Source organism: Bacillus cereus group sp. BfR-BA-01347 (assembly GCF_022663835.1).
Lineage (GTDB): Bacteria > Bacillota > Bacilli > Bacillales > Bacillaceae_G > Bacillus_A > Bacillus_A thuringiensis_K.
Map to the genome: position 1 here is coordinate 155,279 of NZ_JAKUGG010000002.1, position 19,354 is coordinate 174,632.

Sequence of the window (19,354 nt, forward strand, 5' to 3'; positions counted from 1 at the left end):
CATGAACTAGCAGCATAAACTTGATTAGTTAAACAAATCCTCATTTAGAAGACCATATAATTAAATTTCTCACCTATAAAAACGTACGTTTCAAACAACAAGAAAGCGCTTACTATTAATTGTTAAATAATACTTATTAACGACAAACATATATACTAATTTTTCCATTATATTATGATACATCTTATCATCATAAACTAAAGGAAACAACGAGCTTTTTTTGTCATGTTTTGACTAAAAAAAGCAGGTGATTTCTCATCACCTACTTTAATTCCTACTCATTCAATAAATAATGCTTTCCTTTTACTAAATAAAAGACATTTTCAGCAATATTTGTAATATGATCTGCTACACGCTCAATATATCTCGCGACAAATGATAATTGTGTAATTTGCGTAATTGCTTCTGGTTGTTCCGGAACTGAAGATATAAACTCACGAATTGCTTTTCCATATATTTCATCAACGGAATCATCCATTTCAGCAATTTGTTTCGCAAAAGTTAAATTTTCTTGTTCATATGCTTCTAACGCTAAATGCAACATCTCATTTGCAACCGCAAACATTTCATCCAGGTTGTGCAAACTAACAGCCACTTCTTTTTCCCCAAGACGAATTGTAGCCTTTGCAATATTAACAGCATGATCTGCAATACGCTCTAAATCTGTCGCTGTTTTAATTGAAATAAAAATCCTTCTTAAGTCACTTGCTACAGGTTGCTGCTTCGTAATGAGCATAAGCGCAAGATCGTTTATTTCCTCTTCTAAATTATCCATGCGGTAATCACCATCAATGACCTCTAACGCTTTCTCTACATCCCTTGTATGCAGACCTTCCATAGCAATCAATAAAGCCGCATTTGCTAATTCTCCAAGCTCGATCACCTTTTGCTGTAACGCTTTTAAATCACCTTGAAACTGTTCTCTTACCATTTTTCTTCCCCCTCAATATTATGTGCCATTATATAAAAGTGAAACTTTAATCAACCCTCATCAATCGGGCTTTTATAGGCAGCAAGATCCCCTCCCTGACTTCTTTGCTTTCGCTAAATTTTAAGGTGGGGGCTTACTGCCTGCAAATAGCGGGGCAAATCTCCTACATAGCCTCTTGCGCTTGTAATAAACCTTAAGATAAGGAGAAGTATTACTTCTCTATTAACAGTAAGATAAAATAAGAAATGCCCTCTGTTAAGAGGGCATTTGCTCTTAGCTTTGAAACGATATCAACCAAAGCGACCTGTAATATAATCTTCTGTACGCTTATCTGAAGGAGTCGTAAATAATTTGTTTGTATCTGTATACTCCACAACTTCCCCGCTTAAGAAGAAAGCTGTTTTGTCTGAAATACGCGCTGCTTGTTGCATATTATGCGTTACGATAACAATACTAAAATCTTTCTTTAGCTCTTGAATTAATTCTTCTACTTTTAATGTTGAAATTGGGTCTAATGCCGATGTTGGCTCATCCATTAAAATAACGTCTGGCTCAATAGCTAAGCAGCGTGCGATGCATAGACGCTGTTGCTGTCCACCAGATAAACCATATGCATTATCGTGCAAACGATCTTTTAACTCATCCCAAATCGCTGCTCCACGTAAACTTTTTTCAACAATTTCATCTAATGCCTTTTTGTCACGAATACCATGGATTTTTGGACCGTATGCTACATTCTCATAAATAGATTTTGGAAATGGATTTGGCTTTTGGAACACCATTCCTACATGCGTTCTTAATTCTTCAACTGGATATGATTTATCAAATATATTGCGTTCTCTATACTCAATTACACCTGTAGTTCGAACGATCGGTACTAGCTCTACCATGCGATTTAATGTTTTTAAGTAAGTTGATTTACCACAGCCACTTGGACCGATAATGGCTGTAACTTCATTCTCATGAATACTTAAATTAATATCTTTTAAAGCATGGTCTTCCCCATACCATAAATTTAAGTTTTTCGTATCAAATACTACCTTCTTTGGCGCAGTCTCGATTTTCTCTTCGTTTTTCACCTGTACATTTACTACTGTTGCTACCATTTGAATTCCCCTTTCATCCACTTCCAACTTATTTTCGATTTCGTAACCATAAAACAAATATATTAATAAATAGCAACAAACCTAACAAAACAATCATCCCAGCTGCTGCTACATACTGAAATTCTTCTTTTGGCCTACTCATCCAATTAAAAATTTGAATTGGTAGAACTGTAAATCTATCAAACATACTAAATGGAACATAATTTGCAAACGCAAGTGCCCCAATAACTAATAGTGGTGCAGCTTCTCCAATTGCTCTTGATATCGCTAACGTACAGCCCGTTATAATCCCTGGGAAAGCATATGGCAATACAATTTGATACATCGTTTGCCACTTCGTAGCACCTAATCCGTAAGAACCCTCTAATAATACACTTGGTACTGATCGAATTGCTTCTTGACTCGCCACAACAACTGTTGGTAAAACGAGTAAACTCATCGTCAGTGCTGCTGCAACTATACTCTCTCCTAAATGAAGAGCATATACAAAAATAGTTAAACCAAGCAATCCAAATACAACGGATGGTACTCCTGCTAACGTTTGATTATTAATCACTATTATTTTTTTAAATAGAGATTCCTTCGCATATTGCTCTAAATAAAGTGCTGTTCCAACTCCAAATATAAAAGAAACAGGTATAACAATACTCATAAATAATATTGTCCCTGACAAAGCTGCAGCAATACCAGCTTCTTTCGGATTACGTGAAGCGAAATTTGTAAAGAAATCTATTGAAAGATAACTTATACCTTTTTCAACAATTTGAAACAGTAACAAAAACAAAATTACAATTGAAAATAAAATTGCTATATAAAATAACAATTTGTAAATTCGATCTTTTAAAAAGCGTGATGCCATGTTTTTTTGTATTTTTTTATGATTCAACATTCGCATATTATGTCATCCTCCTAAAACGGCGCATAATTGACTGCGAAATGATGTTCATAATAAAAGTAAACAAAAATAACGTTGCACCTACAGCATACATGCTGTAATACGTAATCGTTCCATGCGGAGCATCACCTAAACTTACTTGTACAATATAGGCTGTTAACGTTTGAATAGAATGTGTCGGATCAAGCGATACATTTGGTGTGGATCCTGCTGCAATTACAACAATCATCGTTTCACCAATTGCACGAGAAGCCGCTAATATAATTGCTGCCATAATCCCTGTAAAAGCGGACGGAAACACCACTTGTTTTACCATTTCAAACCGCGTCGCTCCGAGTGCTAATGAAGCTTCTTTCGTCCCTTTCGCCACAGCTCTCATCGCGTCTTCAGATAGAGATGCAACTGTAGGCATCATCATAAATCCGATAACGATTCCTGGACTAATCGCATTAAAAAACTGTAAGTCTGGTATAATCCTTTGTAAAAGTGGCGTAACAATTGTTAATGCAAAAAAACCATATACAATTGTCGGGATACCTGCTAATAGCTCTAACATCGGCTTTAATATTTTCCGTGCACTATTTGAAGCATATTCGCTTAAAAATACGGCACACGCTAAACCGATAGGAATTGCTACAAACATAGCAATTGCTGTTACAAGGAACGTTCCACATATAAGTGGTAATATGCCGAATTTAGGATCTTCAAAAAATGGTAACCATTCTTTCTCCGTCAAAAAGGAGTATAATGATATTTTTTGAAAAAACATGATTGTTTCATTAGAGAGCGTAAAAACAATTCCAAGTGTCGTCACAATAGAAACGCTAGCAATTATTTTTAGTAATAAAGGTACTATTCGATTGATTCGCTGCGTTTTTTTTCTTTGTTTTGTATTTCTTTCAATCAAATGTTGTACAGAAAATGTAATTTGACTTTTGTCATTATGAGCCAAAGATGAAAACCCCTTTCCACCCCGACATTACCTTTTTATTTCTGTTAACATACGCAGCTGTTCATTGTATTTTTCTTTTCGTAATTTTACATACCCGACCTCTTCAGCGAGGTTACCGACATGCTGAATCATAAACTCAACATAGTTTGCTACATTCATTTTATTTCGGATAGATGCATTATTCACATAAGCAAGTAGCGGCCTAGATAACGGCTTATACTTACCTGATTGAATGGTCTCTTTCGTCGGAAATACACCATTTACTTTTATTGCTTTCACCTTATCTCGATTAGCCATATAATAAGCATATCCTACAAAAGCAATGGCATGTTTATCATTCATTACCCCTTGCATAATAACTTGATCATCTTCAGACAAAGAGACTTTTTTTACAATGCGATGATTTTGTAAGATGACATTTTGAAAATAATCATACGTACCAGAGTCTACGCCTGGTGCATAAAACTTCACTTGTTCACGTGGCCATGTTGAATGAATTTGTGACCATCGCTTCTCTCTTCCATCTTCACTCCAAAGTAGTCGTAACTCGTCTACTGACATATCGTCTACCCATGTATTGTGGCGATTCACAACAATCGTAAGACCGTCGTTAGCAACCTCAAAAGGTGTGAACTGAATAGAGTTTTTCTTCATTTCATTTTTCTCGACTTGTTTCATTACTCTCGAAGCATTATTTATATCTACTTCTCCTTTACTGAAACGATTAAATCCTCCCCCAGTTCCAGAAATACTGATGGAAATTTTCACGTCTGGATGCACCTTTGTATATTCCTCCGCTACTGCTTCTATAATAGGAAAAACCGTTGAGGATCCATCAACTCTCACTTCTCCCGTATCATTTAAAGCAAATGCAGTAGACATTTCAAAACAGAGGAACCATATTGATAATACGAAAATTTTAATAGGTGTACGCATCCATTTCACGTGTTCTTCCTCCTAGAAGTAACCGGAAATAACAGGATTACAGATATAAGAATACTGCTAAACTATTAATTCGGTTTTAATTGTTTGTAAAAGTTTTGTAAAGTTCCACAAAAATCAACATACGATACAATTTTAATTCATTAGTAGCTATTCATTTCCTCTGATGATTTCCCTATAAAATATTTATCCCCTATCCCACCATATACAAGTATCATTTATACGGCCGCGCTTTTTCCAATGTTGTATACTTGTCCACATTTATTACACGATATGCATAAACCATAAAAAAAAGCACACTATCTTTTCAGATAGTGTGCTTTTTTACAACTTTTTTATTCATCATCTTGATCTTTATTTTTATTGTCTTTATCATCTTTTGAAGCTTGACCATTTACTTCTTTGTTTTTCAAATCAAAGTAAGCATCCATAATTTCACGACCAATATATCCATTAATACCAGTCTTATCATCATGTACCCACGGAACGACAACAGAGAATGCTACTTCTGGATCTTCAAGTGGCGCATAACCTACTAATGTTAAGTTATATGTTTCCACACGTTCACCGTTTGCCTTTCTACCAATCTCTTTATCTCCGCCATACACAGTTTGCGCGGTACCTGTCTTCCCTGCCGCTTTATATTTTGCACCTGTAAAGTATTTTGTAGCTGTACCACCCGAATCATTATACACTTGTCTAAATCCTTCTTGAACGCGTTTAATTTGCGATTCCGGCATATCAACACGATTTAATACTTTCGGTTCCATAGATTGAACAACTTTCCCAACTTCATCTGGTTTCACTGCCGGTTGACGAATTTCTTTTACAACTTGTGGTTGCATACGATATCCGCCATTGGCAATCGTCGAAATATATTGCGCTAATTGAAGCGGTGTATACGTATCATACTGTCCAATTGATAAATCTAGTAAGAAACCTGGTTGACTACTTCTACCCATCTGACCAGCAGATTCATTCGGTAAATCAATTCCTGTTTTTACACCAAGTCCAAACTGTCCGAAATAATAACGCATCGTATCAAATGCTTTTTGAGGTATATCTAACGTACCACCTCTCACATACTGAACACCGGCGATATTCATCGCTGTTTTAAACATATAAACGTTAGAAGACATTTTTAAAGCTGTAAGGTCATTAATATATCCCATCGTTTTCCAAGACGACTTCGTAGGTGTACCTTTTAATTTAATTGGTTCATCCAATTGTACTGCCCCTGGTTGAATCGCACCAGTTTGATATCCAGTAAGTACTGTTGCACCTTTTACAGTTGATCCCATCGGATAAGAACTTGTCATGGTACCTAATGCAAAGTCATTTACTTTCGTTTGGCCATCTTCGTTAACTAATTGTTTCCCCGCCATAGATAAAACTTCACCATTTTTTGGGTTCATCATTACAACGAATGCGCGATCTAAAAGAGGTTCGCTTCCTTTAAACCTCATTAAATTCTTCGCAAGAATATCTTCCACGCGCTTTTGTAATTCCATATCAATTGTTAAGTTCAGGTCATTACCACTTTGTCCTTTTGATACATTAATCGTTTCTAAAATATTACCGTTTTTATCTGTAACATTTCTAACTTCTGCTTTCGTACCGTGCAGACTATCTTCATACTGTTGTTCAAGATAACTTTTTCCTACTCGGTCATTTCGATTATAATCACGAACAAGATAGTAATCTAGTCTTTCTCTCGGTAAGCCTTCATCAGATGTCGACACCCCACCAAGTACACTTCGGAATAAATCATCGTACGTATATTTTCGCTCCCAATCAACATTCGTATCTACACCTGGTAATGCTGCTAGGTTTTCACTAATAATCGAATATTCCTTTTCTGTAGCATCCTTTTTAATAACTTGAGGTGTCATTGCATATCCGCCGTCCATCTTACTTTTAATCGCTAGTATTTCTAGATCTTTTGCGGATAATTGATTAATCTCTTCTTCTGTTACACGACTTCTCTGACGCTCGTCTAATTCTTTATCATCAATTTTTTTATCTTTAAACTCTTGACGATCTTTATTCGTAATTTTTTCTTTAGCTTCCTCTTTATGCATAGCAAGCCAATAATCTTTTTTATCGCGATCTGTTAATTTATCTGTCGGTACTTCAATCAAATCTGCTAGCTTTTTCGCTGTTTCTAAGCGATCTTCTGCAGTTGATCCTTTCATTTTTGTAAATGTAATAGTACGAACGGCTGCATTATCTACTACAGGTCGCCCATAACGGTCAAATATTTTCCCACGCGGTACAGGATTACTTATCGTTGAGTTTTCTTTCTTCTCCACTTCATTCTTATATTCTTCACCGCGAACAATTTGTACATATCCGAGCCTTACAATAACCGCGGAGAACATTAAAAACACGCAGAAAAACAGCACGTTTAACCGAAAAGGAACGTGGGTCTTTTTCTTATTTTGCTTCTGCTTCTTGCTCATACAAACCCCCTCTACCAACAGCTATGTAATGTGAAAGGGACACCTTCTACAGGTGTCCTCACTGCTGTCTTACATCTTTTTCTATTCTAGCATAAAACAAACGAGAAGTTAACCTTCTGGTTCAGTTTGGTTTTGCGCGTTCCCTTGCGTTACAACACTTGTTTTACTCGCATTTCCCTCATCATATTTGACATTTTTAACTGCAAAATAAATAAGAAAATGTCCAGCACCTAAAATACATAATAAGTAAGGTAAACTTTTTTCAGGTGGAAAGAATAGTACAGCACATAAAAAACTTAAAATGGAACAGATTCTTCCGGCGTTTAACCACAGCTCCCGAACAACGACATATTCCACACGCCATTCTCTCGCATTTTTCGCTCTACCAATTACGTCATATGTCATTGATCCGTACGGAACAAGTAAAATAGGATATGCAACCGCAATACATGCCGCATAAATAAGTAATTTCGTGTATGTAACATTGAAAATGACTAAAAAGACGACAGCATATAAAATAATGCCCCCAAGTAAAATTGCTTTTTTTCGCCACTCTTTCTTTAACATACGAGCAACTAAGTAATAACATACAAAGGATACAGCAGAGTTAACTAAACTGTATTTTCCTAATGCGAACTCACTATTAGTTGCTAAATAAACATATACTGAAATGACAAAAATAAACGTTCCTTCTCTCAATCCTTGGAAAAAATGAGCTCGTGTAATCTTTCCCCAATTTTTATCAATCCGTCGTTCTTTCAATACTTGCACGATTTCATAACGCCCTTCACATTCTCTTTTAGATAAAAAGAAGCTTAAGACGACAGCAATTGCAAATAGAACTAATGAAAGAAAGAATATAACAGTATAACCACTCCATTTCTCCATACGTGAAATTGTGTATCCTGCTGCTATTGGTCCGATCATCCCAGAGAAGGATGTAAGAAGTCCAAGAAACCCATTAAAGAAATCTCTTGTTTCTGGTTCTGTAATTTCAAATGTCAATAAGTTAAAAGCCAACCAGTAAAAACCGTATCCTACTCCTAAAAGAGCCCCCATTAATAAAATATACTGAGAAGCACTTTTTCCTGCTACTAAGACAACGATAAAAAAAATTGCGAGCGTTCCTACCCCTATCCGTAATAAAATCGAGCGATCGATACGTTTCGCTAATTTCCCCCCTACAAGAAATGTGAGAGGCTGTAATACCACGCTGGCTAAATTATACAAGCCAAGATTCACATAATTTTGTGTTTGTTTCCATAAATAAATATTTACAAACGTATTCGATAAAGAAATTGCGAGCGTGTATAAACCTCCTATAAGGAGCAATAACACTAAATCCCGATTCACTTCAACGTCACCAATTATATGTTTCCATTTCATACACAACTCTCCTTTACTTCATGTTCTAGTCTTCCAAAGACAAGCCCAATTATGTAAAAGGAAAGCATAGAAAAAAGCTAGGGGCTCTCCCCTAGCTTTTTCTATATTTATTACAATTATTTTGCTTCTTGGTAACGTTTTTCAGCAGCGTTCCAATCTACAACGTTCCAGAATGCACCGATGTAGTCTGGACGACGGTTTTGGTAGTTTAAGTAGTAAGCATGCTCCCAAACATCTAAACCGATAACTGGCGTTTTACCTTCAGTTAAAGGAGAATCTTGGTTTGGAGTGCTTGTTACTTCTAACTCACCATTGTTTACTACTAACCAAGCCCAACCAGAACCGAAGCGAGTTGCGCCAGCTTTTGCGAATTCTTCTTTGAATGCATCGAAGCTACCGAATTTTGCTTCAATTGCAGTTGCAAGTTCACCTACAGGTTGTCCTCCGCCGTTTGGAGATAGGATTGTCCAGAAGAATGTATGGTTAGCATGTCCGCCACCATTGTTACGTACTGCTGTACGGATTGCTTCTGGTACTTCGTTTAAGTTTGCAACTAATTCTTCTACGCTTTTGTCAGCTAATTCTGCATGACCTTCTAAAGCAGCGTTTAAGTTTGTAATGTACGTGTTGTGATGTTTTGTATGATGGATGTTCATTGTTTCTTTGTCAAAGTGAGGCTCTAAAGCATCATACGCATAAGGTAAATTTGGTAATTCGTGTTTTGCCATTGTTATATTCCTCCCAGTTTATGTATTGCCACTTAAGTGACATACAACTTCATTCTACCCTAATTGCCATAGGGTGCAAACAAATAAATCACATTGTCTTGCTATCATTAAAGTAGCAAAATTCCCACTTCTTTTCAATTAAAATGCTCATATATTCCGTAAAAAAAGCTTCCTTCTACAAGGAAGCTTCCTGCTAACATAATAAACATGTGAAATGGATATGGACCCTGTAGGACTCGAACCTACGACCGGACGGTTATGAGCCGTCTGCTCTAACCAGCTGAGCTAAGGGTCCACAATTATGTATGTAACAACATATCAAATAAAGGAATTCCTATCGGATATGCCCTTTAAGAAAGGTAAGATAAATTTACCATATAGAAAAGAAAAGTGTCAATTGTATTTTTCTTATTTAAAAGAAGAAAGTTAATAAAAAGAAATTTAGTTATCTCCACTATATGTAAATATAATATATCTTGAGATTCTCTAGATTCCTACGTTACAATGATTTTATACATACATAAAGGAAGTGAATCTATGTCCATATTTACCCAATTCGTAAAAAGCATATACTCGCCTAAAGATATGGCGCTATTCCGTTTTCAAAAAATCGGTAAAACCATTTTGTATATTATGCTACTTTGCTTAATTACTACTATTCCAAGAACTTTTTTGTACGGTAGTTTTATCCAGGATGGTGTAGGCATGGTAAATCAAGTCATCGATAAAGATTTACCTGATTTTAAAATTGAAAATGGCGAACTAAAAGCCGATATTGATCAACCTATTGAAAAAGAAGAAGGAAATGCACTTTTCGTATTTGATCCAAATTCAACAGACCTAGAAAAATATCAAAATAAAACAGGTTTATTTGTTTTAAAAGATAAAGTAGTCTCTATGGGAAATGGTCAAACACAAACGTATTCTTATAACGATTTGTTAGGTGCATCTCTTGAGAAAAAAGATCTACAAGAATTTATTTCTTTATTCGATAATATTTACCCAATTTTATTATTTGTTATTGGATTTTTAGTGTACCTATTCCAATTATTCATCACTTTTGTAGGCGTGACTTTACTTGCGTTCATCGGTTCTGCTATGAGCGGTCAACGTAAACTATCCTATAAACAAGTTTGGACACTAACTGCATATAGCTACACAATCCCAACCATTTTCTTCATGATTATGGATTTATTCAAAATCGTCGTACCTGGGGCAACGTTCATTTATATCGCTGTTGTTTTAATCGTTCTATACTTAACGATTAAAGAGGTACCCAAACCGAAAGAAAAATAAAAAATGCCTAAATAGGCATTTTTTTTTTGGACAAGCATATATTCCTAGCAAAGGAGTGAAGAATATGAAGAGATTAGGTATATTCCTATTCGTGCTTGTTCTCGGTTATATATTTTATTACGATATAAAAATCGGTACTTTACCGATGTTAAGTGCATATAAAAAAACAACTACTGCTCAAACGATTAAAAAAGAAAACACAGACAGCCAACAAAATAAAGAGAACAAAACAGAAAAAGAAACGGATGTATCTTATAAAACAATTGAAGTAAAAACTGGTGAGACAGTTCTTTCTATTACAGAACAAATTAATAAGAAAAAAATTCCTTCCATAGAAAAAGTCATTGACGACTTTAAACAATTAAACAAAAGTACATCTGCTACAAAAATACAAATTGGAAAGTCTTATAAATTCCCCTTATATCAATAAGCTATCACTTAATCCTTGTCAATTACATAAAGGCGCTGATACAATAGTAAAAGTGAAACCGAGTACTTCGGTTTCTATAGCCCTATATCACGTATACTATCATTGATATGAGGGACTAAATAAGAAACTTCTTTTATAAGGAGAGCGATCTATTCGTGAATGAAATGACTCATCGTACAAAAACACGTCCAGTTAAAGTCGGTAATTTAACAATCGGCGGTAATAATGAATTAATTATACAAAGTATGACAACAACAAAAACACATGATGTTGAAGCAACAGTTGCTGAAATCAAGCGTTTAGAAGAAGCCGGCTGTCAAGTCGTGCGCGTTGCCGTTCCAGATGAACGCGCAGCAGATGCTATTGCTGATATAAAAAAACAAATCAACATTCCACTTGTTGCTGATATTCATTTTGATTATCGCCTTGCTTTAAAAGCAATTGAAGGTGGCATCGATAAAGTACGTATCAATCCAGGTAACATCGGTCGTCGCCATAAAGTAGAAGCTGTTGTAAATGCAGCAAAAGAGCGCGGTATTCCAATCCGTATTGGTGTAAACGCTGGTTCATTAGAGCGTCACATTTTAGAAAAGTACGGGTACCCAACTGCAGATGGTATGGTCGAGAGCGCGCTACATCATATTAAAATTTTAGAGGACTTAGATTTCCACGATATTATCGTATCTATGAAAGCCTCTGATGTTAACTTAGCAATCGAAGCATATGAGAAAGCTGCTCGCGCTTTTGATTATCCATTACATTTAGGTATTACAGAATCTGGAACATTGTTTGCCGGAACTGTAAAAAGTGCTGCTGGTCTTGGAGCAATCTTAAATAAAGGCATCGGAAATACATTACGTATTTCATTAAGTGCTGATCCAGTTGAAGAAGTAAAAGTTGCTCGTGAACTATTAAAATCATTCGGTCTTGCATCTAACGCAGCAACACTTATCTCTTGTCCAACTTGTGGTCGTATTGAAATCGATTTAATTAGCATCGCTAACGAAGTGGAAGAATACATCTCTACACTTCAAGTACCAATTAAAGTCGCGGTACTTGGTTGCGCTGTAAATGGCCCTGGTGAAGCTCGTGAAGCTGATATCGGTATTGCCGGTGCACGTGGAGAGGGATTATTGTTCCGTAAAGGGCAAGTCGTTCGTAAAGTACCAGAAGAAACAATGGTAGAAGAACTGAAAAAAGAAATCGACGTAATTGCTGCTGAAATGGCTGCTGAACGAGAAAAAGAAAAAGAGACGCAAGAACAATAAAAAGAAGGTTGCCACAATATTTGTGAGCAACCTTCTTTTCTACGTAAAAAAGCTCGTCAGTTATATAACCGACGAGCTTTTACTTTGCACATTTTGGACAACGACCATATATTTCAAACTTATGACCCGTTACTTCATAACCGGTAAAATCTTTATTCATAAAATCCATTGGGCAGGAAGTAATCTCTTTCGTTCCTCCACAATCCAAACAAATAAAATGATGATGATGTTCCATAATAGAACAAGTAAAACGAAAATGTTTTTCACCATTTAATTCCGTTTGTTCTAAAACACCAATCTCAGCAAAAACTGTTAAGTTACGATAAATCGTATCAAAACTAAGCCCTGGATAATCATCTTTCATATGCTCTAAAACATCTTTCGCAGTTAAATAACGATTATGTGCTGCAAATAATCTGAGCATCTCTTCTCTTTTTCCAGTATGTTTGTATCCTTTTTCTTTCATTAGGCGTAAAGCTTCTGTTAGATTCATACCTATCCCTACTTTATGCAGTTTTTTTCTTCTTCCATAAAATCGCACCGATTAAAATAAGAACTGCTATCATAACAATTGTACCACCTGGCGCTAGATCAAGTTGATACGAAGCAAACATTCCACCAATTACTGCAATTTCACCAAATAAAATGGAAAAGAAAATTGTTTGTTTAAATCCTTTAGCAATACGAATACTTGCTGCAACTGGTAACGTCATTAATGATGATACGAGAAGAACCCCTACTACACGCATTGATACTGCAATGACAAGAGCAACTAATATAATGAAAATAAAGTGAATCCATTTCGCTCTTAAACCAGTTGATACTGCGTATTCCTCATCAAATGATAATAGAAACAGCTCTTTATATAATAAAATAATTGTCGCAACAACAACAATTGCTACAATCCCAATAATAATTAAATCTGTACTTGTTACAGCACTGACACTACCAAATAAATAACTAAATAAGTCTGTGTTAAATCCATTTGCAAGTGAAATGAAAATAACTCCAACCCCCATCCCTGCCGAAAGGATAATCGGAATTGCTAATTCTTGATAGTGCTTATATACAGTTCGTAACTTTTCGATTAGTAGCGCTCCACCAATCGAGAAAATCATCCCCATATATAAGGGGTTTAAAAATCCACCTGTAAAAATGGTTTTTTCAAGTAATAAACTTGCTGCAATACCCGATAACGTCACGTGACTTAATGCATCCGCAATAAGAGATAAACGACGAATAACAACAAACACACCAATTAGTGGTGCAACAAGTCCAATTAAAATACCTGCGTATAAAGAATTACGTAAAAAGTCATATTGTAAAAAATCTTGTATCATTATATCCTCCCGTGATGCTCATGTTCGTGTTCTAAACGATGAACATGATGTCCATATAAGACGGACATTTCTGCATCTTCTAACTCTCGGAACTTCTCTACATTTCCATGGAAATGTAGATGTTGGTTTAGGCATGCAACATGTGTTACTTTTTCAGTAACAGCTCCCATATCATGAGTAACAAGAATTAATGTGATCCCGAGCCTTTTGTTTAAATCCTCTAATATTTCGTAAAAACTTTCCACATTTTTCACATCGATTCCAACAGTAGGCTCGTCCAAAATAAGCAATTCAGGATCACTAACGAGCGCACGAGCAATAAATACACGCTGTTGCTGTCCACCAGAAAGCTCTCCAATGTTACGACCTTGAAACTCACTCATCCCTACATCAGCAATTGCTTTTTCTACCTTTTTCTTATCCTCTTTTGTGAAAAAGCGAAAAAGCCCTTTTTTCGAAACAAGTCCCATTGACACAACTTCAGAAACAGTTGCTGGAAAACCAGAATTGAAACTATTTGCCTTTTGGGATACATAACCAACTTTGTTCCATTCCTTAAACTTCTTACTATCAACGCCAAACACGCGAATGCTTCCTTCTTTTGGCTTTAAAACACCTAATAAACACTTAAGTAAAGTTGATTTACCTGAACCATTCGGTCCCACTAAACCTAAAAAAGCTCCCTTCGGAACTTGCAAATTAATATTTTCTAACACATTCCGATCTTCGTATTGGAATGTTAAACCTTCAATTTCTAATATATTATTCATAGCATCTCACCTATTTTAATTCAGAATGATTCCGATTTATATCTATTTGAATTATAGTACAGCTTATTATAGTTGTAAACCAATCTGCCTAAAATATATCTATTTTTTCAAGAAACCTTACTATTATAACAAAAAGCAGAGAAAAATTCTCTGCTTTCGAAAAATATTCCTATAAACTTTTTAGTGAATAGCCGATTTAAACTTACCACCATTTGTCTCTTGCGTGCTCATAATCGTAACAAACGCATTTTCATCAATTTCATGCACAATTGATTTTAACTTCGTCACTTCTAGACGCGTTACAACTGCATAAATAACTTCTTTTTCTTTATCCGTGTAACCACCTTTCGCTACAAGCTTTGTAGTTCCACGGCCAAGACGATGCAAAATCGCGTTTGATACTTCCTCATATTGATCAGATACAATTAAAACCGCCTTCGTTTCATCTAGCCCTTGAATTACTGTATCGATCGTTTTAAATGCGATATAGTACGTCATAACAGAATACATCGCTTGTTCCACACCAAACACAAATGCTGCCCATGCAAAAATAAATAAGTTCACAAACATTACGAATTCACCAACAGAGAACGGTAATTTCTTCGTTAATAAAATCCCCATAATTTCAGTTCCATCTAGCGATCCACCATGACGAATTACAAGTCCTACACCAAGCCCTAAAATAAGACCACCAAACACTGTCGCTAAAATAGGTTCTGTTGTAAATGGTGGTACCGCATGTAACGTTGACTCAATGAAAGCTAACGCTACAATACCAAATGTCGAAGATAACATAAATGTTTTTCCAATTTGCTTATAACCGGAATACATAAATGGGATATTGAGAACAACGACTAAAGTAGAAAAACTTAACCACCAAATGTTAGGAGTAAGATAATCTAATATAAGAGAAATACCAATAATTCCACCATCAATAATTTTATTTGGCATTAAAAATAGTTCAATTGCTACCGCCGCGCATGCTGCTCCAAAAATAATCATAACTAAACGATAAATGAGATGAATAACACTTTCTTTTCGATGTTGCTTTTGCTCCATAAGCCCTCCCTGTACTCTTTTTCTGTAGTTTCGTTCTTATATTATAACATACGCTTCTTTTCCTCATGAAAAAAGAAACTCCATACGAATATGTACAAGCTACATGCTCATATATTTCGATAGAAGAACGCGTGAAGGAGGATAACAAGATGAACCTCATTAAACAAATTGTTAATAAAAAATTAAATCATATTTCTACAAAAGAGTTATTAAAATATAGCAAAGAATACGAAGTTCCCATTACAGCAGCACAAGCTGATCAAATTGTTTTACTTATGAAGGGTAAAAATATTAATATTTACGATAACAACGAGCGACTAGAGCTCTTAAAACAGATCGCAAAAGTAACTTCCCCTGCCACTGCCCAACAAGTAAATACGTTATTTCAGCAACTACTAAAATAAGGAGGGGATTTCCCCTCCTTATTGCGCTTTAATTTTTTCAAGAAGCCCTTCATCAAAAGTGCCGTTTTTCAGCATTTCGATTTCCAATTTGTATGGTGGCTTCTTATCTTTTTTATCTTCCCCTACATACGGTGTTTCAAGAATTTTTGGTACATGCATTAACTGTGGATGATGTACAATGTGATGCAATGCTTTATACCCAATGTGACCAAATCCAATGTTTTCATGACGGTCTTTTCCTGCTCCGCGTACATTTTTACTATCATTAATATGAAGTACTTGTAAACGATCTATACCAACGATCTTATCAAATTCGTTTAATACGCCGTCAAAGTCATTTACAATATCATATCCTGCATCGTGCGTATGACACGTATCAAAGCATACAGATAGCTTTTCATTATATTTCACACCATCAATAATCTTTGCAATTTCTTCAAAGCTACGACCGCATTCTGTTCCTTTTCCTGCCATCGTCTCTAACGCAATGTTAACCGTCTGTTCTGGCGTTAATACTTCATTAAGCCCTTTAATAATTTGTTGAATACCAGCATCTGCTCCAGCACCAACGTGCGCTCCTGGGTGAAGAACAATTTGTTTTGCTACACCTAATGCCGATGTTCTTTCAATTTCCATGCGAAGAAAGTCTACGCCTAATTGGAATGTTTCTGGCTTCGTCGTATTCCCAACATTAATAATATACGGTGCATGGACGATAATTTCCTCAATTCCGTTCAGCTCCATATGTTTTCTTCCTGCTTCTATGTTCAATTCTTCAATTGGTTTTCTTCGTGTATTTTGCGGTGCACCTGTATAAATCATAAACGTTGTTGCACCGTATGAAACAGCCTCTTCACTTGCTGCTAATAACATTTTCTTACCACTCATGGAAACATGAGATCCAATCTTTAACATACAATCACCTCTTCAATATACAATAGATATAATGATAGCATAATTTGTAGAAATATGTAGTGAATTGTTTGTTCACAAAAGACGCACTACACAAATTCATATGACTATTTAGACAGACTATACTCTTCATTTAAATTAGCAGGATAAAAAAAAGATAAGGGAAATCCCTTATCTTTTTTTATGGCTGTATTTTCTCTTCACTTTGTCACGTTCTGTTGCAAGTTTACGTTTATAGTTTGGTTTTACTTTTTTCGGTTTTTTAACAACTTTTGTTGCCATAACATCAAGTTCGTCATTTGGCTTTTTACGGCTCTTACGACGACGACGCTCACCTAAATCTGCCCACTCATCTCCACGTAAATCTACATGTTTAAACTCGATATGACGTTGTTTTTCTAAGCTATCTAACGCTTCTTCGTTTGCTGGATCATAAATCGTCACTGCAATACCAGAATGCCCCGCACGTGCTGTTCTTCCAACGCGGTGAACGAAGAAATCTAAATCTGATGGTAGCTCATAGTTAATAACATGGCTAATCCCTTCAATATCAATACCACGTGCTGCTAAATCAGTTGCAACAATATATTGGAATTCCAGGTCACGAATTTGTTTCATCATTTTTTTACGATCACGTGGTGATAAATCCCCGTGAATTCGTCCAACTTTTAAGCCACGTTCCATTAATCCATCAGCAACTTGGTCTGCCATCTTTTTCGTATTCGTGAAAACAACTGCTAAATACGGTTTAAATTGAAGTAGCATTTTATGCACTAAATCAATTTTATTACGATGTTTAGAAGGCACTAAATAGTGTTCAATGTTTCCAGCTGCAACTTGTTTTGGATTGATATGAATATGTTCTGGATTCTCCATATACTTCTTCAGAAACGGTTTTAGTTTTTGAGGAATTGTTGCAGAGAAAACTAACATTTGCAAGTTTTTAGGCATGCGTGCTGCAATTTTATCTACATCATGAATGAATCCCATATCAAGCATTAAGTCTGCTTCATCGACAATAATCGTATTTGCTTTATGAACAAATAATGCTTGCTCTTCTCCTAAATCTTTAATACGTCCTGGTGTTCCAACTACGATATGAGGTTGTTTTTTCAACTTTTCAATTGAGCGTTGTTTATCAGTTCCACCAATTAAACAACGTGCTGTAATCATTTGGTCTTCCGCACAAAACTTTGTTAATTTCACGATTTCTTCGTAAATTTGTTGTGCTAACTCACGAGTAGGCGCTGTAATAACAAGTTGTACTTCTTCACGGCTTGCATTAATTCTGTTTAATGTAGGAAGTAAGTATGCATGTGTTTTCCCAGAACCTGTTTGGGATTGTCCAATTACACTTACACCTTTTTTCACAACCGGGAAAATTTTCTGCTGAATTCCTGTCGGCTCTGTAAAGCGTAGTTCACGAACTGCATCTATTAAAAATGGTTTAAAATCATACTGTGTAAAAGTTTGTTGTGTCATAAGTTACACCTTCTTTCTAAAATTTCTACTGCGCGCACAAATCAGTCAAGTCTACATTATATCGAAATCTACAAGTAAAATCCATCTTTAGTTTAGGTTTTCACTTCAAAAACTAACCTTCTTCCCTTTTATTGCATATTGTATGTGTATATACCTAACTGAAGAAAGGAGGATTTCTCACATGTTTCCGAAATCCCCTACAAGGCAAATGTATCCGAATCCAGGGCAGCAACCTTATACACCATATCCAATTCCACAACTACCACCAATGGTACAAAAAAAGAAAGGTTTTCTTGCCAAGCTTTTTAAAAAACACGATCCAACCGAGCCTTTTATGCAAATGGTTCCACCTTACCGACAAATGGAAGGGCAACCGATGATGCATCAGCAACCACCGTCGCCGCCGCAATATCAACAGCAATATCAGCAGCAATACCACCAACAATATCCGCAGCAACATCCACAATATCAACCATACATGCAGCAACACCCTGAGCAAATGATACCGCCTCAAATGTATGAATCAAATGAAACGCGCGGCGGCGCAACTACAGCTGCGGCAACAGCAAGCAGTGGCATCGGCAGTTTTTTTTCGAACTTAATTTCGAATCCAACTAATATGATAAATAACATCGAAAAAGTATCCCAAGTCGTTCAATCTGTAGGTCCTGTTGTCGAACAGTACGGTCCTATTATGCGTAGTCTACCAAGCATTGTTAAAATCCTCACCTCTGGAAAAAGCACGGAAGAAAATCAAACAGAAAATGTAACAGAGCCAGTTGAGGTAGAAAGTCCGCCTCCTGCACCTCAAAAAAAGAAACGAAAACGAAAGAAAATAGTGATTGAACCTGTAATACAAAAAGAGTTACCGAAAGAACCAGTTCAACAAACAGCAACAAAACCAAAACTATATGTGTAACAATCCTTTGTTTTCTATCCACTCCTCCTTTATAATGTAAAAGACTATGCACAAAAGTATCCCTTGTTTAGA

General features: G+C 35.9%; 19 protein-coding genes and 1 tRNA gene. 5 read left to right on the top strand and 15 right to left on the bottom strand.

Features of this window, described 5'->3' with window-relative positions; genetic code table 11:
* Positions 1 to 274 precede the first annotated feature (274 nt).
* The 9 genes from phoU to MR143_RS04165 all read right to left on the bottom strand — a co-directional run bounded on the left by phoU (position 275) and on the right by MR143_RS04165 (position 9,697).
* Positions 275 to 931: a phosphate signaling complex protein PhoU gene (gene phoU / locus MR143_RS04125; protein WP_000251240.1), complete on the bottom strand. Its 657-nt coding sequence runs from the start codon at positions 929 to 931 to the stop codon at positions 275 to 277.
* A gap of 290 nt (positions 932 to 1,221) precedes the next feature.
* Entirely contained in the window at positions 1,222 to 2,037 is an 816-nt protein-coding gene (gene pstB / locus MR143_RS04130; RefSeq protein WP_000226680.1) for a phosphate ABC transporter ATP-binding protein, read from the bottom strand.
* 28 nt (positions 2,038 to 2,065) lie between these two features.
* Positions 2,066 to 2,932 (bottom strand): phosphate ABC transporter permease PstA, encoded by an 867-nt coding sequence (gene pstA / locus MR143_RS04135; protein ID WP_001242558.1) that lies wholly within the window; start codon positions 2,930 to 2,932, stop codon positions 2,066 to 2,068.
* Between the two features lies 1 nt (position 2,933).
* The gene (gene pstC / locus MR143_RS04140; RefSeq protein WP_000940914.1) at positions 2,934 to 3,884 is read right to left on the bottom strand and encodes a phosphate ABC transporter permease subunit PstC; all 951 of its coding nucleotides are present in this window, start codon (positions 3,882 to 3,884) and stop codon (positions 2,934 to 2,936) included.
* Positions 3,885 to 3,911: 27 nt separating this feature from the next.
* A complete protein-coding gene (locus tag MR143_RS04145) occupies positions 3,912 to 4,829 on the bottom strand; it encodes a PstS family phosphate ABC transporter substrate-binding protein (RefSeq protein WP_000871823.1) in 918 nt (305 codons plus the stop codon).
* Between the two features lie 332 nt (positions 4,830 to 5,161).
* Positions 5,162 to 7,288 carry a peptidoglycan D,D-transpeptidase FtsI family protein gene (locus MR143_RS04150; protein WP_000038991.1) on the bottom strand — a complete coding sequence of 709 codons (2,127 nt, stop codon included), beginning with the start codon at positions 7,286 to 7,288 and terminating at the stop codon, positions 5,162 to 5,164.
* 108 nt (positions 7,289 to 7,396) lie between these two features.
* Positions 7,397 to 8,674 carry an MFS transporter gene (locus MR143_RS04155; RefSeq protein ID WP_000871387.1) on the bottom strand — a complete coding sequence of 426 codons (1,278 nt, stop codon included), beginning with the start codon at positions 8,672 to 8,674 and terminating at the stop codon, positions 7,397 to 7,399.
* A 116-nt stretch (positions 8,675 to 8,790) separates the two neighbouring features.
* Complete coding sequence (gene sodA, locus MR143_RS04160) at positions 8,791 to 9,402, bottom strand: superoxide dismutase [Mn] (RefSeq protein ID WP_001052031.1); 612 nt, start codon at positions 9,400 to 9,402, stop codon at positions 8,791 to 8,793.
* A 221-nt stretch (positions 9,403 to 9,623) separates the two neighbouring features.
* Positions 9,624 to 9,697, bottom strand: a tRNA-Ile gene (locus MR143_RS04165).
* A gap of 242 nt (positions 9,698 to 9,939) precedes the next feature.
* On the opposite strand from MR143_RS04165, the gene yqgB reads away from it, so the two are divergent.
* The 3 genes from yqgB (at position 9,940) to ispG (ending at position 12,396) form a co-directional block, all read left to right on the top strand.
* Entirely contained in the window at positions 9,940 to 10,698 is a 759-nt protein-coding gene (yqgB, locus tag MR143_RS04170) for a protein YqgB (protein WP_000021894.1), read from the top strand.
* A gap of 64 nt (positions 10,699 to 10,762) precedes the next feature.
* A complete protein-coding gene (yqfZ, locus tag MR143_RS04175) occupies positions 10,763 to 11,128 on the top strand; it encodes a protein YqfZ (RefSeq protein ID WP_000825404.1) in 366 nt (121 codons plus the stop codon).
* Positions 11,129 to 11,292: 164 nt separating this feature from the next.
* Positions 11,293 to 12,396, top strand: a complete 1,104-nt coding sequence (ispG, locus tag MR143_RS04180; protein ID WP_153577907.1) for a flavodoxin-dependent (E)-4-hydroxy-3-methylbut-2-enyl-diphosphate synthase — start codon at positions 11,293 to 11,295, stop codon at positions 12,394 to 12,396.
* Between the two features lie 79 nt (positions 12,397 to 12,475).
* On the opposite strand, the gene MR143_RS04185 is transcribed toward ispG, so the two are convergent.
* The 4 genes from MR143_RS04185 to MR143_RS04200 all read right to left on the bottom strand — a co-directional run bounded on the left by MR143_RS04185 (position 12,476) and on the right by MR143_RS04200 (position 15,565).
* Positions 12,476 to 12,889 carry a Fur family transcriptional regulator gene (locus MR143_RS04185; protein ID WP_001054516.1) on the bottom strand — a complete coding sequence of 138 codons (414 nt, stop codon included), beginning with the start codon at positions 12,887 to 12,889 and terminating at the stop codon, positions 12,476 to 12,478.
* 13 nt (positions 12,890 to 12,902) lie between these two features.
* The gene (locus tag MR143_RS04190; RefSeq protein WP_000613815.1) at positions 12,903 to 13,736 is read right to left on the bottom strand and encodes a metal ABC transporter permease; all 834 of its coding nucleotides are present in this window, start codon (positions 13,734 to 13,736) and stop codon (positions 12,903 to 12,905) included.
* Positions 13,736 to 14,506, bottom strand: coding sequence for a metal ABC transporter ATP-binding protein (locus tag MR143_RS04195; protein WP_001059656.1), 771 nt, complete (start codon positions 14,504 to 14,506; stop codon positions 13,736 to 13,738). Before MR143_RS04195 ends, MR143_RS04190 begins: the two co-directional genes overlap by 1 nt.
* A 180-nt stretch (positions 14,507 to 14,686) precedes the next feature.
* The gene (locus MR143_RS04200) at positions 14,687 to 15,565 is read right to left on the bottom strand and encodes a YitT family protein (protein ID WP_000435963.1); all 879 of its coding nucleotides are present in this window, start codon (positions 15,563 to 15,565) and stop codon (positions 14,687 to 14,689) included.
* A 149-nt stretch (positions 15,566 to 15,714) separates the two neighbouring features.
* On the opposite strand from MR143_RS04200, the gene MR143_RS04205 reads away from it, so the two are divergent.
* A complete protein-coding gene (locus MR143_RS04205) occupies positions 15,715 to 15,969 on the top strand; it encodes a DUF2624 domain-containing protein (protein WP_001048954.1) in 255 nt (84 codons plus the stop codon).
* 18 nt (positions 15,970 to 15,987) lie between these two features.
* Here the strand turns inward: MR143_RS04205 and MR143_RS04210 are convergent, their stop codons facing one another.
* Together MR143_RS04210 and MR143_RS04215 are read right to left on the bottom strand one after the other, a co-directional pair.
* Entirely contained in the window at positions 15,988 to 16,884 is an 897-nt protein-coding gene (locus MR143_RS04210; protein ID WP_000912460.1) for a deoxyribonuclease IV, read from the bottom strand.
* A 168-nt stretch (positions 16,885 to 17,052) separates the two neighbouring features.
* Positions 17,053 to 18,363: a DEAD/DEAH box helicase gene (locus MR143_RS04215; RefSeq protein WP_199717670.1), complete on the bottom strand. Its 1,311-nt coding sequence runs from the start codon at positions 18,361 to 18,363 to the stop codon at positions 17,053 to 17,055.
* Between the two features lie 181 nt (positions 18,364 to 18,544).
* Here MR143_RS04215 and vrrA point away from each other — a divergent pair, with 181 nt between their 5' ends.
* Positions 18,545 to 19,282: a VrrA/YqfQ family protein gene (vrrA, locus tag MR143_RS04220; protein WP_000484172.1), complete on the top strand. Its 738-nt coding sequence runs from the start codon at positions 18,545 to 18,547 to the stop codon at positions 19,280 to 19,282.
* Positions 19,283 to 19,354: the final 72 nt, after the last annotated feature.

What these genes read in the sequence shown, in the direction of transcription:
- vrrA (WP_000484172.1), top strand. Translation starts at nt 18,545, where the DNA reads ATGTTTCCGAAATCCCCTACAAGGCAAATGTATCCGAATCCAGGGCAG.
- MR143_RS04200 (WP_000435963.1), bottom strand. Translation starts at nt 15,565, where the DNA reads ATGGAGCAAAAGCAACATCGAAAAGAAAGTGTTATTCATCTCATTTAT.
- MR143_RS04195 (WP_001059656.1), bottom strand. Translation starts at nt 14,506, where the DNA reads ATGAATAATATATTAGAAATTGAAGGTTTAACATTCCAATACGAAGAT.
- yqfZ (WP_000825404.1), top strand. Translation starts at nt 10,763, where the DNA reads ATGAAGAGATTAGGTATATTCCTATTCGTGCTTGTTCTCGGTTATATA.
- phoU (WP_000251240.1), bottom strand. Translation starts at nt 931, where the DNA reads ATGGTAAGAGAACAGTTTCAAGGTGATTTAAAAGCGTTACAGCAAAAG.
- MR143_RS04205 (WP_001048954.1), top strand. Translation starts at nt 15,715, where the DNA reads ATGAACCTCATTAAACAAATTGTTAATAAAAAATTAAATCATATTTCT.
- MR143_RS04190 (WP_000613815.1), bottom strand. Translation starts at nt 13,736, where the DNA reads ATGATACAAGATTTTTTACAATATGACTTTTTACGTAATTCTTTATAC.
- MR143_RS04185 (WP_001054516.1), bottom strand. Translation starts at nt 12,889, where the DNA reads ATGAATCTAACAGAAGCTTTACGCCTAATGAAAGAAAAAGGATACAAA.
- yqgB (WP_000021894.1), top strand. Translation starts at nt 9,940, where the DNA reads ATGTCCATATTTACCCAATTCGTAAAAAGCATATACTCGCCTAAAGAT.
- MR143_RS04210 (WP_000912460.1), bottom strand. Translation starts at nt 16,884, where the DNA reads ATGTTAAAGATTGGATCTCATGTTTCCATGAGTGGTAAGAAAATGTTA.
- ispG (WP_153577907.1), top strand. Translation starts at nt 11,293, where the DNA reads ATGACTCATCGTACAAAAACACGTCCAGTTAAAGTCGGTAATTTAACA.
- MR143_RS04155 (WP_000871387.1), bottom strand. Translation starts at nt 8,674, where the DNA reads ATGAAATGGAAACATATAATTGGTGACGTTGAAGTGAATCGGGATTTA.
- pstB (WP_000226680.1), bottom strand. Translation starts at nt 2,037, where the DNA reads ATGGTAGCAACAGTAGTAAATGTACAGGTGAAAAACGAAGAGAAAATC.
- MR143_RS04215 (WP_199717670.1), bottom strand. Translation starts at nt 18,363, where the DNA reads ATGACACAACAAACTTTTACACAGTATGATTTTAAACCATTTTTAATA.
- sodA (WP_001052031.1), bottom strand. Translation starts at nt 9,402, where the DNA reads ATGGCAAAACACGAATTACCAAATTTACCTTATGCGTATGATGCTTTA.
- pstA (WP_001242558.1), bottom strand. Translation starts at nt 2,932, where the DNA reads ATGCGAATGTTGAATCATAAAAAAATACAAAAAAACATGGCATCACGC.
- MR143_RS04150 (WP_000038991.1), bottom strand. Translation starts at nt 7,288, where the DNA reads ATGAGCAAGAAGCAGAAGCAAAATAAGAAAAAGACCCACGTTCCTTTT.